This is a genomic window from Paenibacillus xylaniclasticus, assembly GCF_004001065.1.
Taxonomy (GTDB): Bacteria; Bacillota; Bacilli; order Paenibacillales; family Paenibacillaceae; genus Paenibacillus_T; species Paenibacillus_T xylaniclasticus.
Window position 1 is genome coordinate 67,748 of record NZ_BIML01000007.1, and the last position, 12,808, is coordinate 80,555.

General features: G+C 51.9%; 13 protein-coding genes and 1 other annotated feature. All 13 genes read left to right on the forward strand.

The window, feature by feature from the left end:
* Positions 1 to 2 precede the first annotated feature (2 nt).
* The 13 genes from minD (at position 3) to obgE (ending at position 12,757) form a co-directional block, all read left to right on the forward strand.
* Complete coding sequence (minD, locus tag PXY01_RS10805) at positions 3 to 797, forward strand: septum site-determining protein MinD (protein WP_127569868.1); 795 nt, start codon at positions 3 to 5, stop codon at positions 795 to 797.
* Between the two features lie 7 nt (positions 798 to 804).
* The gene (locus tag PXY01_RS10810) at positions 805 to 1,956 is read left to right on the forward strand and encodes an FtsW/RodA/SpoVE family cell cycle protein (protein WP_127569869.1); all 1,152 of its coding nucleotides are present in this window, start codon (positions 805 to 807) and stop codon (positions 1,954 to 1,956) included.
* Between the two features lie 251 nt (positions 1,957 to 2,207).
* Positions 2,208 to 3,605 (forward strand): allantoinase AllB, encoded by a 1,398-nt coding sequence (gene allB, locus PXY01_RS10815; protein ID WP_127569870.1) that lies wholly within the window; start codon positions 2,208 to 2,210, stop codon positions 3,603 to 3,605.
* Between the two features lie 55 nt (positions 3,606 to 3,660).
* Positions 3,661 to 4,938 carry a M20/M25/M40 family metallo-hydrolase gene (locus PXY01_RS10820; RefSeq protein ID WP_127569871.1) on the forward strand — a complete coding sequence of 426 codons (1,278 nt, stop codon included), beginning with the start codon at positions 3,661 to 3,663 and terminating at the stop codon, positions 4,936 to 4,938.
* Positions 4,939 to 5,034: 96 nt separating this feature from the next.
* Positions 5,035 to 5,997, forward strand: a complete 963-nt coding sequence (locus PXY01_RS10825) for a D-2-hydroxyacid dehydrogenase (protein ID WP_127569872.1) — start codon at positions 5,035 to 5,037, stop codon at positions 5,995 to 5,997.
* Between the two features lie 149 nt (positions 5,998 to 6,146).
* On the forward strand, positions 6,147 to 7,208 hold the full coding sequence (locus PXY01_RS10830) for a M23 family metallopeptidase (RefSeq protein ID WP_127569873.1): 1,062 nt from the start codon (positions 6,147 to 6,149) through the stop codon (positions 7,206 to 7,208).
* Complete coding sequence (locus tag PXY01_RS10835; protein ID WP_127569874.1) at positions 7,201 to 8,082, forward strand: site-2 protease family protein; 882 nt, start codon at positions 7,201 to 7,203, stop codon at positions 8,080 to 8,082. Before PXY01_RS10830 ends, PXY01_RS10835 begins: the two co-directional genes overlap by 8 nt.
* A gap of 68 nt (positions 8,083 to 8,150) precedes the next feature.
* Entirely contained in the window at positions 8,151 to 9,416 is a 1,266-nt protein-coding gene (locus tag PXY01_RS10840) for an Rne/Rng family ribonuclease (protein ID WP_127569875.1), read from the forward strand.
* Positions 9,417 to 9,485: 69 nt separating this feature from the next.
* Positions 9,486 to 9,565, forward strand: a sequence feature (ribosomal protein L21 leader region).
* 15 nt (positions 9,566 to 9,580) lie between these two features.
* Positions 9,581 to 9,892 carry a 50S ribosomal protein L21 gene (gene rplU / locus PXY01_RS10845; RefSeq protein WP_127569876.1) on the forward strand — a complete coding sequence of 104 codons (312 nt, stop codon included), beginning with the start codon at positions 9,581 to 9,583 and terminating at the stop codon, positions 9,890 to 9,892.
* A gap of 12 nt (positions 9,893 to 9,904) precedes the next feature.
* Entirely contained in the window at positions 9,905 to 10,243 is a 339-nt protein-coding gene (locus tag PXY01_RS10850; RefSeq protein ID WP_127569877.1) for a ribosomal-processing cysteine protease Prp, read from the forward strand.
* Positions 10,244 to 10,258: 15 nt separating this feature from the next.
* The gene (gene rpmA, locus PXY01_RS10855) at positions 10,259 to 10,567 is read left to right on the forward strand and encodes a 50S ribosomal protein L27 (protein WP_127569878.1); all 309 of its coding nucleotides are present in this window, start codon (positions 10,259 to 10,261) and stop codon (positions 10,565 to 10,567) included.
* A gap of 113 nt (positions 10,568 to 10,680) precedes the next feature.
* On the forward strand, positions 10,681 to 11,418 hold the full coding sequence (locus tag PXY01_RS10860) for a Spo0B domain-containing protein (RefSeq protein ID WP_127569879.1): 738 nt from the start codon (positions 10,681 to 10,683) through the stop codon (positions 11,416 to 11,418).
* Between the two features lie 19 nt (positions 11,419 to 11,437).
* Positions 11,438 to 12,757 (forward strand): GTPase ObgE, encoded by a 1,320-nt coding sequence (gene obgE, locus PXY01_RS10865; RefSeq protein ID WP_127569880.1) that lies wholly within the window; start codon positions 11,438 to 11,440, stop codon positions 12,755 to 12,757.
* Positions 12,758 to 12,808 lie beyond the last annotated feature (51 nt).

Genomic DNA, 12,808 nt, shown 5'->3' on the forward strand with positions numbered 1-12,808 from the left:
TCATGGGAGATGCGATAGTCATAACATCGGGCAAAGGCGGTGTCGGCAAGACGACGACGTCAGCTAATTTGGGAACGGCGCTTGCACTGCTCGGCAAAAAAGTGTGCATGGTCGATACGGATATCGGTCTGCGTAATCTGGATGTCGTGATGGGACTTGAGAACCGAATTGTATACGATCTCGTCGACGTTGTTGAAGGTCGCTGCAGGCTGCCGCAAGCGCTTGTGAAAGATAAACGGTTCGAGGAGCTGTACATGCTTCCAGCCGCTCAGACGAAAGATAAGCATGACGTGACGCCTGAGCAGGTTCGTGATATTGTGTTAGAGCTTAAGAAAGATTTTGATTATGTTGTGATCGATTGTCCAGCTGGTATTGAGCAAGGCTTCCGCAACGCGGTTGCAGGGGCTGACCGTGCGATCGTCGTGACGACGCCGGAGAATGCGGCTGTTCGCGACGCAGACCGCGTTATTGGTCTGCTGGAGCAATCAAACGTATCGGCGAAACTTGTTATTAACCGGATTCGTCCGAATATGCTCAAAACGGGAGATATGCTTGAGGTTGATGAAGTATGTCAAGTTCTCGCGATCGATTTGCTCGGTATCGTGCCGGACGACGAGAAGGTCATTAAATCGGCGAATGCTGGCGAACCGACGGTAATGGACCCTTCCTCGCGTGCTGCGATTGCCTATCGGAACATCGCGCGGCGTATTTTGGGAGATATGGTACCGCTAATGCAGCTGGATGAGAAGTCGGGCGGCGCATTTAAGCGAATTCGCAAGTTCCTGGGAATAGGATGAGTTAGCAGTGATTCATAAATTTAAAAAGCTTGATTGGGGCATTATAGTGCTGCTTGGTTTTTTTATGTGCATCAGCACGCTGATCGTACACAGCGCCACGTTGTACGATCCGAAGTATGCCACTTATGACACCAAGACTCTCATTTTCTATTCAATCGGTTTCGTCATTGTTCTGCTCGTATCGTTGATCGATTACCGACTGCTTTTGAAGGGCTGGCATATATGGTACGGTATAGGTATAGTGTTGCTCATTCTCGTATTCTTTTTAGCCAAAGAAATTAACGGGGCTCGCAGCTGGTTCGCTCTCCCGGGCGGTTTGCAGTTCCAGCCTGCCGAGATGGTCAAGATCGTCCTTATTATCGGCATAGCCCATCTGATGGGAAAGCGGCAAGGAGATCCGCTGCGCTTGACGAGCGATGTATTTGCGGTTGGTGCTTTTGCGTTTGTACCGTTTCTGCTTGTCATGATGCAGCCGGACCTTGGTAATGCAATTATCTATATCGTCATCGTATTAGGCATGCTGTGGATCGGCAATGTGAAGTATACACATGTGCTCATCGGACTCACGGCCGTCGTCGGGTTCATCCTATTGTTCGGCATTCTGTTTAATACGTTTAATGATGAGATTAAGACGTATATGGTTGAGCATGAGAGACTACACTGGTATGAGCGGATTAACGGCTTTTTGAATCCGGGCAGCGGTTCGGAGAAGGAAATTTATCAAGCGACGAAGGCGAAGATCGCAATCGGTTCGGGTGGACTGTCAGGAGACGGTTATTTGCAGGGCGACTCGAAGAACAATGCCTTCATCTCCTATCCGTATTCAGACTCCATATTCGTCGTCATTGGTGAGGAATTCGGCTTCCAAGGCTCCGCTGTCGTGCTGCTTCTCTACTTCCTCTTGATATACAGGATGATATTGATCGCATTCCAGTGCTTCGACAAAAGGGGCGCGTTCATGATTATTGGCATCGTCTCCATGTTCGTGTTCCAAATATTCGAGAATGTTGGGATGATGATCGGATTAATGCCGATTACCGGCATTACCCTGCCGTTTATTAGTTACGGGGGCACGTCACTGCTGCTCAATATGATCTGTATTGGTCTGGTGCTCAGCATTAAAGTGCATCAGGAGAAGTATGAGTTGGATACGCAGTAACAGTAATGGAGTTGTTATACAATAATAAGGGAATAAGGGGCAGGACCAAAGTCGAGCTTTGGTTCCGCCCCTTTTTCTGTATGTAAGACATGTGGAATAATGAGGAAGATATTGTGTCATATTTATGTCATTTATAATATCGATCGATCAATTCATAAGAACACGATTGAGTCTATTTTACCCATGACACCACAAGAAAACCGTTGTAATATGTTATTAAATCTGACATTTAAAGATGGGTGGATGATGCGATGACGATGGATTTGATTGTGAAAGGCGCCGCAGTCGTATTTCAAGATGGCGTGAAGCAAGTCGAAATCGGCATCAAGAACGGCATCATCACTGCTATTGAGGAGACGGTGCATGGTGACAGTAAGGAGACGATACATGCAAGCGGCTTGACGGTGCTGCCGGGAGCGGTCGATGTGCATGTTCATCTTAACGAGCCCGGACTTGGTCACTGGGAAGGCTTCGACACGGGAACTGCTGCACTGGCTGCTGGAGGCTGCACCACTTATTTCGATATGCCGCTTAACGGCAGACCGCCAACGGTGACGGAGCATGCACTGCAGTTAAAGCTTTCCGCTGCCCGCTCATCACGGATCGATTACGGCATATGGGGCGGCTTGATGCCGGGGTATATGAACAGCATCGGTCCGCTTGCGGAGGCGGGCGTCATTGGCTTTAAAGCGTTTATGTGCTTCCCAGGCTCTACAGCAGAAGGCGATTTCCGAGAAGTCGACGACATTTATTTGCTAAGAGGAATGGAGGCTATCGCTCCTACGGGAAGGCTGCTCGCACTGCATGCCGAATCGGAGCCGATCGTCGCTGCATTGACGAAGGAGATGAGGCGTGCTGGAAGGACCGATGCAAGAGCCTATGCGAGAGCTCGTCCAGTATGGGCAGAGCGGGATGCGGTAAGGCGGGCGCTGCTTGCAGCAGAGCTTACGGGGTGTCCAGTTCATTTTGTCCATATTAGCAGCGCGGCTGCGGCGCTTGATATTGCTGACGCAAGGCGTGCAGGACTTGATGCTTCAATTGAGACGTGCGCGCATTATTTGACGTTGACAGAAGATGACTTGGTTGAAATCGGTGGGGCGGCGAAATGCTCTCCTCCACTGCGTGATAAGGCTAATATGGAAAGGTTGTGGGAGCTCGTTGCAGACGGAACGATAGACATCGTCTCGTCCGATCATTCTCCTTGTCCGCCGGAGATGAAAGCTTCAGATGATTTCTTCGCGATATGGGGCGGCATATCTGGAGCGCAAAGCACGTTGGAGCTTATGCTTGATGAAGGTCACATGAAACGAGGCATCCCGCTTTCTCGAATCGCCCAGTTAACAGCCGGGGCTCCAGCTGAACGATTCGGCATTACGGATCGTAAGGGGGCGATTGAAGTCGGGCGCCACGCTGATCTCGTCCTCGTCGACCTGAACGGGTCATACCAGCTTGAGCGGGGGCTGCTGTTCGATCGGCATCGACATAGTCCTTACGTCGGACGGCAATTCGGCTGCCGTGTTGTGAGAACGATAGTACGGGGTGTAACGGTGTACGCGGATGGAGCGTTATCAGGCGAAGCTGGAGGCGGGATGCTTGTTCGTCCTAGTGTATTGGCTCCGACATCGGTGCTAAGGACGGATTCCGAGTAACGGGACGAATGGGTGCCAGGCCATTGCTGTCATCTACTATTAAGGGGGAACGACGATGAGGGACGACCGTATCGAAGCAGACATCTTGAAGAAAGCGGCTGACCGAAAGAAGCTGCTGAGCTGGCTGGATAACAGTGACGAACGTTTGATCCAAATGATTCAATCGTTAGTGAGAGTCCCATCCGACAATCCGAACGGAGATTGCCGGGCAATCGCTTCCGAGACAGCAACTTGGCTGACAGAGCTTGGGTTCGAGCCGATTATCCTTCCGGTTCCGTCTGATGTAGTTCGGGATGCTGGAATGATTGCTGTCGATAATATTGTAGCTGAGCTTAAGCTAGGAGCAGGCTGCGGGCCTGTCATCGCGCTTAATGCTCATGGTGATGTCGTACCGCCGGGAAGCGGTTGGAGCTATGATCCGTACGGGGGGCTCATCGCAGATGGCAATCTCTATGGCCGAGGAGCGGCTGTATCCAAGGCGGATATTGCAGTCTATACGTTTGCGGCAATGGCACTGCGGGAGAGTAAGACATGCGCAACTGGCTCGATTGTGCTTGCCTTCACCTTCGATGAAGAAACAGGTGGACAGATCGGGCCGAAAAGGCTGCTAGACACGGGAAGGCTATGCCCAGATTACGCGATATGTGCAGGGTTTACGCATTCGGCTATAAACGCGCATAATGGATGTCTTCACTTGGAGGTAAGGGTCAAAGGCAGGTCCGCGCATGCTGCGATTCCTGACACGGGAGCGGATGCGCTTGAGGCGATGAATCGGCTGCTGACCGATCTCTATGAATATCGGTCTGTCTTAATGGAGAAACAATCCGAAGTACCTGGTATTGGCTGCCCGACGCTGAATATTGGATTAATTAGCGGCGGCATCAATACGAACGTCGTGCCGGACGAATGTACGATACGATTGGATCGGCGGATTATTCCTGATGAAGATCCGCTGCTCGTCGAGCGTGAGTTGATTGAGCGGATTGAAGCCGTGATCGAACCGCTGTCGGACATCTCGGTAGACACGAGGCGCGTCCTGCTTGCCCGGCCATTTGGCCCTGTTGATCTGTCGTCACCGCTCATAGGGGCGTTGAAGCAAAACTGGTCAGACATAATGGGCGGTGGCGAGCTGCCGGTTGAAGGCGTACCTCTATATGCGGACGCCCGGCATTTCTACGAGGCGGGGGTGCCGACCGTTATGTTCGGAGCCGGGCCGCGCACATTAGAGGAAGCAAACGGGCATCGGGCTAACGAGCATGTACGATTGACAGATGTCGCGGCAGCAGTTCGGATTGTTACGTTGACACTCTACGATCTGCTGCATTCGGATTAGAGTCACCTTCTATAATTTTTTCCTTGTTCCGTATATGATAGATAGACAAGAGCAAGGTGATGAAGCGGTCTATAGCAGTAGTAAAGGAGATAGGAAATGAATATTGTCGTGTTAGATGGATATACGCTTAATCCTGGAGATTTGAGTTGGGAGGGCTTTGAGGCGCTTGGCAACGTGACGGTGTACGATCGAACAGAGGCGGATCAAATCGTCGAAAGGGCGAAGGATGCGGATGCGGTATTAACGAACAAAACGCCGCTTTCCGCATCCGTTCTTGCTAGTCTGCCGCGCTTGCGCTATATCGGAGTGCTGGCAACAGGCTATAATGTAATTGATCTTGCAGCGGCTTCGTCGCAAGGAATTGCAGTGACGAACATCCCCGACTACAGTACAGCATCGGTTGTTCAGCTTGTGTTCGCTTACTTACTGGAGCATTGTCATCATGTGAAGCAGCACAGCGACGCTGTCCATAGCGGCCGCTGGAGCGCCAGCAAACATTTTATGTTCGCTGACTTCCCGCTCATAGAGCTGGTGGGCAAGACGATCGGTATCGTCGGCTTCGGTCAAATCGGGCAGCAGGTTGCTCGAACCGCAATAGCGTTTGGATTGAATGTCATCGTGCATACGCGAACAGAGAAACGGATCGAAGGGCTTGAATCGGTTCGGTTCGTCAGCTTGGAGCAGCTGTTTAAGCTTTCTGATTTCGTGACGCTGCACTGTCCGCTTACACCAGATACGCAAGGAATGGTTAACCGTCGAACGCTAGAGTGGATGAAGCCTTCGGCGTTGCTGATTAATACGGCACGCGGCGGACATGTGGTCGAAGCGGATTTGGCTGCCGCTCTGAACGAAGGGCGGATCGCCGGCGCTGCAGTCGATGTGCTGTCGGTTGAGCCGCCGCCATCCGACAATCCGCTTATCGGAGCACGCAATTGCTATATTACGCCGCATATCGGATGGGCGACCTTCGAGGCAAGACAGCGGTTGATGGAGATTGCAGCGGACAATTTGAAGCAATTTATTAGCGGTAGCCCGGTTAACCAGGTCAACGTATTGTAATCGATCGAACCAGCAGAGCGGTCCTCGACTGTTCCTATACTGCCGTTGGCAGATTGGACAGCCGAGGACCTTTTTTTCATCGTGGACTGCCTTTCATAGTTATCTCCCCTTCTTCATACATATAGGACAAGTGAAGGAGGGCGAAGCGGATGAATAACGAGCGGATTCGGAAGCGTCATAAGGAGAAAATCCGGCAGCTTATCGAACAGGCTCAAATGATCGATAAGTCTAAATCGGGCGGTGTACCGGGTGCTTTTCTTAATCCATTCCATGAGTTCCAATCCTCTAACCGTTTTCCGAACAAATCGGAGCGGCAGTCAACTGAAGAGCACTCCAGGAAGGCGGAGGATCAGACCATGGACAGTTTGCCGCCGGTTGACTGGGCAGCCCCGATGCCAGTGCATGGAAATTTGGATACTCCGTCACCTTCGATTTCAGCAGAGAAGCGAAGCACGAGGCTGTCTGAAGCTGCGTATGAGCAGGACCCGGAGAAGCTGTGGAAGGCTAATGCTGCACCATGGCTTGGATCGTATTCTGACAGGCAGAGCGGCAGCCGCAAATATAATGATATATATCGAGTTGAAGGGAGCTCCAAATTTTGGTGGCATTTCCGCAATCAGCTGATCGTCAGCGTAATATTGTTCGGAATTATATGGGGGGAGTTCAAGCTCGAAGGCGAACCTGCTCAGCAAGTTCAGACTGCGGTTACGGCGGCGCTCACAACCGAGTTTGATTTTCAGTCGGTATCGGCCTGGTATGAGCGAACGTTCGCAGGCTCTCCTGCATTTATTCCGTTATTCAGCAGCGGCGGTAATACTGAGACGGTAGAAGGTGCGGCTTTGACGCCGCAAGCGTTCGTCTCGCCACTGCCGGAATCGACGCTTGTGAAGTCATTCGCACAGTCGCTTGGAGGAATCGAACTGGCAGGATTGCCTGATGCCCCTGTATCGGCCGCAGCAACTGGACAAGTCATACTCGTCACACCGGATGCTGGCGAAGGACAGACGGTTCTTATTCAGCATGCTGGCGGCAGGCAAACCCTCTATGGACAGCTAGGTGAGGCGAAGGTGCGCAAGGACGACTGGGTCGAAGCAGGCGACATAATCGGCAGGCTTGTAAGCGGCGGTGATGGCGGGCACAGCTTGCTTTATTTTGCCGTGAAGGTTGACGGACGGTTCATCGATCCGACCGATGTGATTCCACTTGATTAAATGGGGCGGCATCGTATGGAGCGTTCATCCGCTGTTCGTTATCGTCATGCTGTTGTCCGTTGCCGCGGGACGATTCGCTGAGCTTATTACGCTGTTCGCGCTCGTCTTCGTACATGAGCTTGGTCATGTAGCGGCAGCCCGTGCTTTGGGCTGGACGATCCGCGAGGTGAAGCTGCTTCCGTTCGGCGGCGTAGCAGAGGTGGAGGAAGCGGGCGGTATGCCGACGAAGGAGGAGGTGATCGTCGCGATCGCAGGTCCGCTGCAGAATGCTTGGATGGCAGCAGTGGCATGGGTGCTCGGACATTCGATCGGATGGGGCTTGCCATGGTCGGAAGAATTGGTGAAAGCCAATCTGCTTATTATGATGTTCAATCTTATTCCGATCAGCCCGTTGGATGGTGGCAAGCTGCTGCAATGCTTGCTGGGACGGCTGCTGTCATATCATCAGTCATTATTATGGTCAATCCGCCTAAGTATTGCGATGAGTGTTATGCTTGCCGCGGCGGCGCTTGTTGGACCCCTATGGCCTGGAGGCGGTATTCAGCTAAACGTGTTGACGATTGCCTTGTTTCTTCTCGCCACGAACTGGACTCAGCTTCGTCATCTGCCGTTTTTGTTCATCCGCTTTCTAGTCAATCGGGAACGCTTTGCCGCAAGGCGACTTTCGCAAGAATCAGGCCCATCGCCGATTATCGTGCGTCCGGAAGCAGCGGTACAATCGATACTGCGCCGCTTGCGTAGGGATTATGTACATCTTGTCTACGTGACGACTCCGCGAGGAGAGCTGCTTGGTGTATTGCCCGAGAATGTACTGCTGTACCATTTTTTTATTTCGCCTAGTCCAAATCAGCCTGTCATTGAATTGATCGTTTGACCGTTATACTGTTCATGCTATAATCGTCCTAGATTGATATGCGGACTGGCAAGGAGCAGGATGAACAGATGAGGCAGCTATTAATTCAAAATCAGGATGATGGAATTCATGCCGCAGTATTAGAAGATGGTGTACTAATCGATTATGCTTCGGAGCTGCGTGAGGAGGATCGTCCGGGCGGCGGTTCTAGCTCCTTGCTTGGCAACGTGTACAAAGGAAAGGTAATGAATGTGCTGCCAGGCATGCAGGCGGCATTTGTTGATATTGGACTGTCCAAAAACGCCTTCCTCTATATTGATGATGTATTGCATCCGAATTTGGAAAAGCGTGAGCGTGCTGTAGGCAAGCAGAAGCCGTTGATCCAGAATGTCGTGCGGGTTGGGCAGGAGCTGATCGTGCAGGTGATGCGGGAGCCGGGTGGCGGTAAAGGTGCCCGTATTACGACGCATATTTCGTTACCTGGAAGATGGCTCGTTTATATGCCGGAGGCTGCTTATGTCGGCGTATCGCGCAAGATTGGAGACGAAGCGGAACGGGAACGGCTTCGTGTATTAGGTGAGCGGCTGCGGACGGAAGAGGAGGGCCTTATTATCCGGACCGCTGCAAGCGGCGTGCCGGATTCGGCATTAGCCGAGGAGGTTGCGTCATTACGAGAAGTGTGGCAAGAAACGGCCCGTCAGTCACAGCAGGTGAAAGCCCCTGCCGTCCTGCATCGGGAGTCGGGGCTTGTCCGCCGCGTCATCCGGGATATGTTGACGACGGATACGGACGAGATTTGGGTAGAGAATGACGATATTCTTGTTGAAATGAAGGAACTGATGAAGCAATCGCCGATGTCCGGGTTTGCGGGAATCGTGCGGCGCAGTGAGCAAGCGGCGGGGCTGTTTGTCCAATTCGGCGTCGACGTTCAGTTGGAGAAGGCTTTCGCGAGAATGATTCAATTGGCTAGCGGCGGGTATATTGTCTGGGAGGAGACAGAAGCGCTCACTGTAATTGATGTGAATACCGGAAAATTTACGGGAGGCGGCAGCCTAGAGGAAACGATGTACCGAACGAACGAAGAAGCGGCAGAGCTCATTGCGCGGCTCCTCCGAATTCGCGATACCGGCGGTATTGTTATCGTTGATTTCATTGATATGGAGGAAGAGGCGAACCGCCAGCGCATCTCACAGCGTATCGAAACGTTGACAAGAGGAGATCGAAGCCGCTGTACAGTTGTCGGGTGGACAAGACTGGGTTTACTTGAAATAACCAGGAAGAAAGCAAGATTTACGAAGCGCACAGCAAGGGGCGAAGCGTCCGAATCGAGCTGTAAGCAGCGTGAAACTCAATAATAATCGTTGAAATAGACTATTGGGCATGCTATAATGATCGGGTGTATGTTTTGAGTATATTTTTCATACGCACAGGTACCGCACCGATCAGGTATGAGAAGTGCAACGTTATGCGTTGCCACCTGCATCAGGCGAGTCTTCACTATTAAGGAGGTGCACCATCCATGTACGCAATTATCGAAACGGGCGGCAAGCAATACAAAGTTCAAGAGGGCGATGTACTCTACATCGAGAAACTCGACGCTAACGCAGGCGAGAGCATCACGTTCGACCGCGTTCTTGCCGTTTCCAAAGGCGACGCACTCGTAGCAGGTACGCCAGTTGTAGCTGGCGCATCGGTTTCTGCTAAAGTTGAGAAGCAAGGCCGCGGTAAAAAAATCATCGTTTATAAATACAAAGCGAAGAAAAACTACCGTCGCAAGCAAGGCCACCGTCAACCGTACACGAAAGTGACGATTGAGAAAATTCAAGCGTAATCGGATTACTGCATGATTACGGTCACATTAACGCGGAACGTTACGACTCGCCGAATCGTAAGGTTCGAAGTCTCTGGACATGCGAACTATGCGAAGCGGGGACAAGATATTGTCTGTGCGGGCGTCTCCGCCGTAACCGTTGGTACAGTGAATGCGATTGAAGCAGTTGCAGGCGTTGTACTGCCCTACTCGGTACGTGACGGATGGGTGAGTTCGGATATACCGGCGCAAGCTGATTCGTCCGTCGACGAACGAGTTCAGCTGCTGCTTGAAAGTATGGCGGTCATGATCGGATCGATCCAGGAATCGTACAGGAAGTACGTGACCATTCAAGAGCAATTCGTACAATAGAGGAGGGAAACCACCATGTTGAAATTGGATCTTCAGCTGTTCGCATCCAAGAAGGGTGTAGGCTCGACGAAGAACGGACGCGACAGCCACTCGAAGCGTCTGGGCGCGAAGCGCGCTGACGGCCAACTCGTTACAGCGGGCAGCATTCTGTTCCGTCAACGCGGAACGAAAGTTCACCCGGGTAACAATGTAGGCATCGGTAAAGACGACACGCTGTTCGCGAAAGTGGAAGGCGTCGTTAAATTCGAGCGTTGGGGACGCGATCGTAAAAAAGTTAGCGTATATCCAGTTGCTGAAGCAGCGGTAGCTGCAGCAGTCGAATAATACCGCTTCAACAAGTGCCCGGCCTGAAGTAACAGGCCGGGTTTTTCATGATTTAGCAGCTCATCCGTGTTATATTGCCTATATGCCCTACATAGAAAGTGGGATTATCACGAATGAATCGGATAGGATCGGCAAAATATATCGTGTCCATATCGTTGCTGCTTCCCTTTATTTCATTATTCGTTTGGAGAAACGCTTGGTGGCCGATCGTTACTGCGGCTCTATGGACGTTCATTACGATTGTGGTATGGGTTTACTCGGAGCGCAAGGAGCAGCGAATTAGGCTTCAAAGGGTAGAAAGGGCGCTGCAGATCGCATCGATCCGCACGATCAATCATCATCGGCACGATTGGATGAACGATCTTCAGGTGCTTTATGGGTATATCCGGATGAATAAGCAGGAAAGAATTGTACAGTACATCGAAGGCAACCGGGAACGGATGGCGGCGGAGAGCCGCATCGCGAAGCTTGGAGTGCCGTCGCTTGTGACGTACTTGCAATCGTTCCGGACGATGACTCATTCGGTTCAGTTGTCCGTAGATATCGACGGCGATTTGGATCTGGAGGAACTACCGATCGATCGGGAAGGCGTAGCGCTTACCTTAATCGATCTTTTGAATATGTACAGAAGCGGCATTAAGCAAGGAACCGGGGAACCGGCTAAGCTGACGCTCCGATTGTACCGGGACGATAAATCGCTGCATGCCGTCTTTTTCTGCGATGGAGAATGGAATGACATCGGTGATTCGATGCACAAAATAAAACAGCGGCTAAGAAATTCGCCGCTGCAGCCGATCAGTTCGGAGCAATCGCTTGCGGAACTGCCGCTAAAGGCTGAACTGCGCGGTTGAAACGGAGGCTAGATACAGCATGTTTGTAGATAAAGCGAAGATATTTGTCAAAGGCGGCGATGGCGGCAACGGGATCGTATCGTACCGTCGGGAGTTGTACGTTCCGAACGGCGGTCCTGCAGGCGGTGACGGAGGACGCGGCGGCAACGTCATTTTTCGTGTTGACGAGGGGCTGCGTACGTTGGTAGATTTCCGGTACCAGAAGCACTTTAAAGCAAAGCCGGGCGAACGGGGCAAAGTGAAAGGCATGCATGGTGCGAATGCGGAAGATATGATCGTACGGATTCCGCCGGGCACTGTTATTATTGATGATGATACGCAGGAAATTATCGCCGATATGACCCGTCAGGGGCAAGAGGTTATCGTCGCGAGAGGCGGTCGGGGCGGACGCGGTAATATGCGGTTCGCAACCGCTGCTAACCCAGCGCCGGATATTTCAGAGAACGGAGAAGAAGGCGAAGAGCGCTGGATTGTGCTTGAGCTGAAGGTTATGGCCGATGTTGGTCTGGTCGGCTTCCCAAGCGTGGGCAAGTCGACGCTGCTCTCGGTTGTATCCGGCGCGAAGCCGAAGATCGGCGCTTACCATTTTACAACGATTACGCCTAATCTCGGTGTTGTGGACGTTGGAGACGACCGTACCTTTGTGATGGCAGATTTGCCAGGCCTGATTGAAGGCGCAAGTGAAGGTGTCGGGCTCGGTCACGAATTTTTACGCCATGTGGAGCGTACACGTGTTATCATTCACGTCGTCGACATGGCGGCAACGGAAGGACGCGATCCGTTCGAGGATTGGGTCAAAATTAATAACGAGCTTCGCCAGTACAACGAGAAGCTGGCGGATCGTCCGCAAATTATAGCTGCGAACAAGATGGATATGCCGGGCGCCGAGGAGCTGCTTGAGCTGTTCAAGGAGCAGCTTGCGGAAGCAGCAGGAGATCGTCATTACGACATTGTGCCAATATCGTCGCTAACGCGACAAGGAATACAGGAGCTGCTCTATAAGGCAGCCGATGTGTTGGAGACGGTACCGGAGCAGCCGCTGCTGGAGGAAGTAAGCGAGCTCGCTGAGCGTAAGGTGTACAAGTTCGAGAAACGGGATGAAATTACTTTCCGTGTCTATAAAGAAGATGAAATTTTCGTCGTCGAGAGCGAAGGAATTGAACGTATCTTGAAGCGAACGAACTTGACCTCCTATGATGCCGTTATGCGTTTTGCCCGCATTCTGCGCAACCTTGGTGTCGACGCTGCGCTGCGGAAGATTGGTGCGAAGGACGGAGACATTTGCCGGATTGGACATTACCAGTTTGAATTTTTCGAAGGCAGTGACTATATATTTTAGACAAGGACGGGGCCGCCCGTCTTTTTTATTTCGAGGAATATTACGACTAGC

Bases quoted from the DNA above. Each gene is read 5' to 3' on its own strand.
- allB (WP_127569870.1), top strand. From the start codon at position 2,208: ATGACGATGGATTTGATTGTGAAAGGCGCCGCAGTCGTATTTCAAGAT.
- PXY01_RS10840 (WP_127569875.1), top strand. From the start codon at position 8,151: ATGAGGCAGCTATTAATTCAAAATCAGGATGATGGAATTCATGCCGCA.
- PXY01_RS10830 (WP_127569873.1), top strand. From the start codon at position 6,147: ATGAATAACGAGCGGATTCGGAAGCGTCATAAGGAGAAAATCCGGCAG.
- obgE (WP_127569880.1), top strand. From the start codon at position 11,438: ATGTTTGTAGATAAAGCGAAGATATTTGTCAAAGGCGGCGATGGCGGC.
- PXY01_RS10825 (WP_127569872.1), top strand. From the start codon at position 5,035: ATGAATATTGTCGTGTTAGATGGATATACGCTTAATCCTGGAGATTTG.
- rpmA (WP_127569878.1), top strand. From the start codon at position 10,259: ATGTTGAAATTGGATCTTCAGCTGTTCGCATCCAAGAAGGGTGTAGGC.
- PXY01_RS10850 (WP_127569877.1), top strand. From the start codon at position 9,905: ATGATTACGGTCACATTAACGCGGAACGTTACGACTCGCCGAATCGTA.
- rplU (WP_127569876.1), top strand. From the start codon at position 9,581: ATGTACGCAATTATCGAAACGGGCGGCAAGCAATACAAAGTTCAAGAG.
- PXY01_RS10860 (WP_127569879.1), top strand. From the start codon at position 10,681: ATGAATCGGATAGGATCGGCAAAATATATCGTGTCCATATCGTTGCTG.
- PXY01_RS10820 (WP_127569871.1), top strand. From the start codon at position 3,661: ATGAGGGACGACCGTATCGAAGCAGACATCTTGAAGAAAGCGGCTGAC.
- minD (WP_127569868.1), top strand. From the start codon at position 3: ATGGGAGATGCGATAGTCATAACATCGGGCAAAGGCGGTGTCGGCAAG.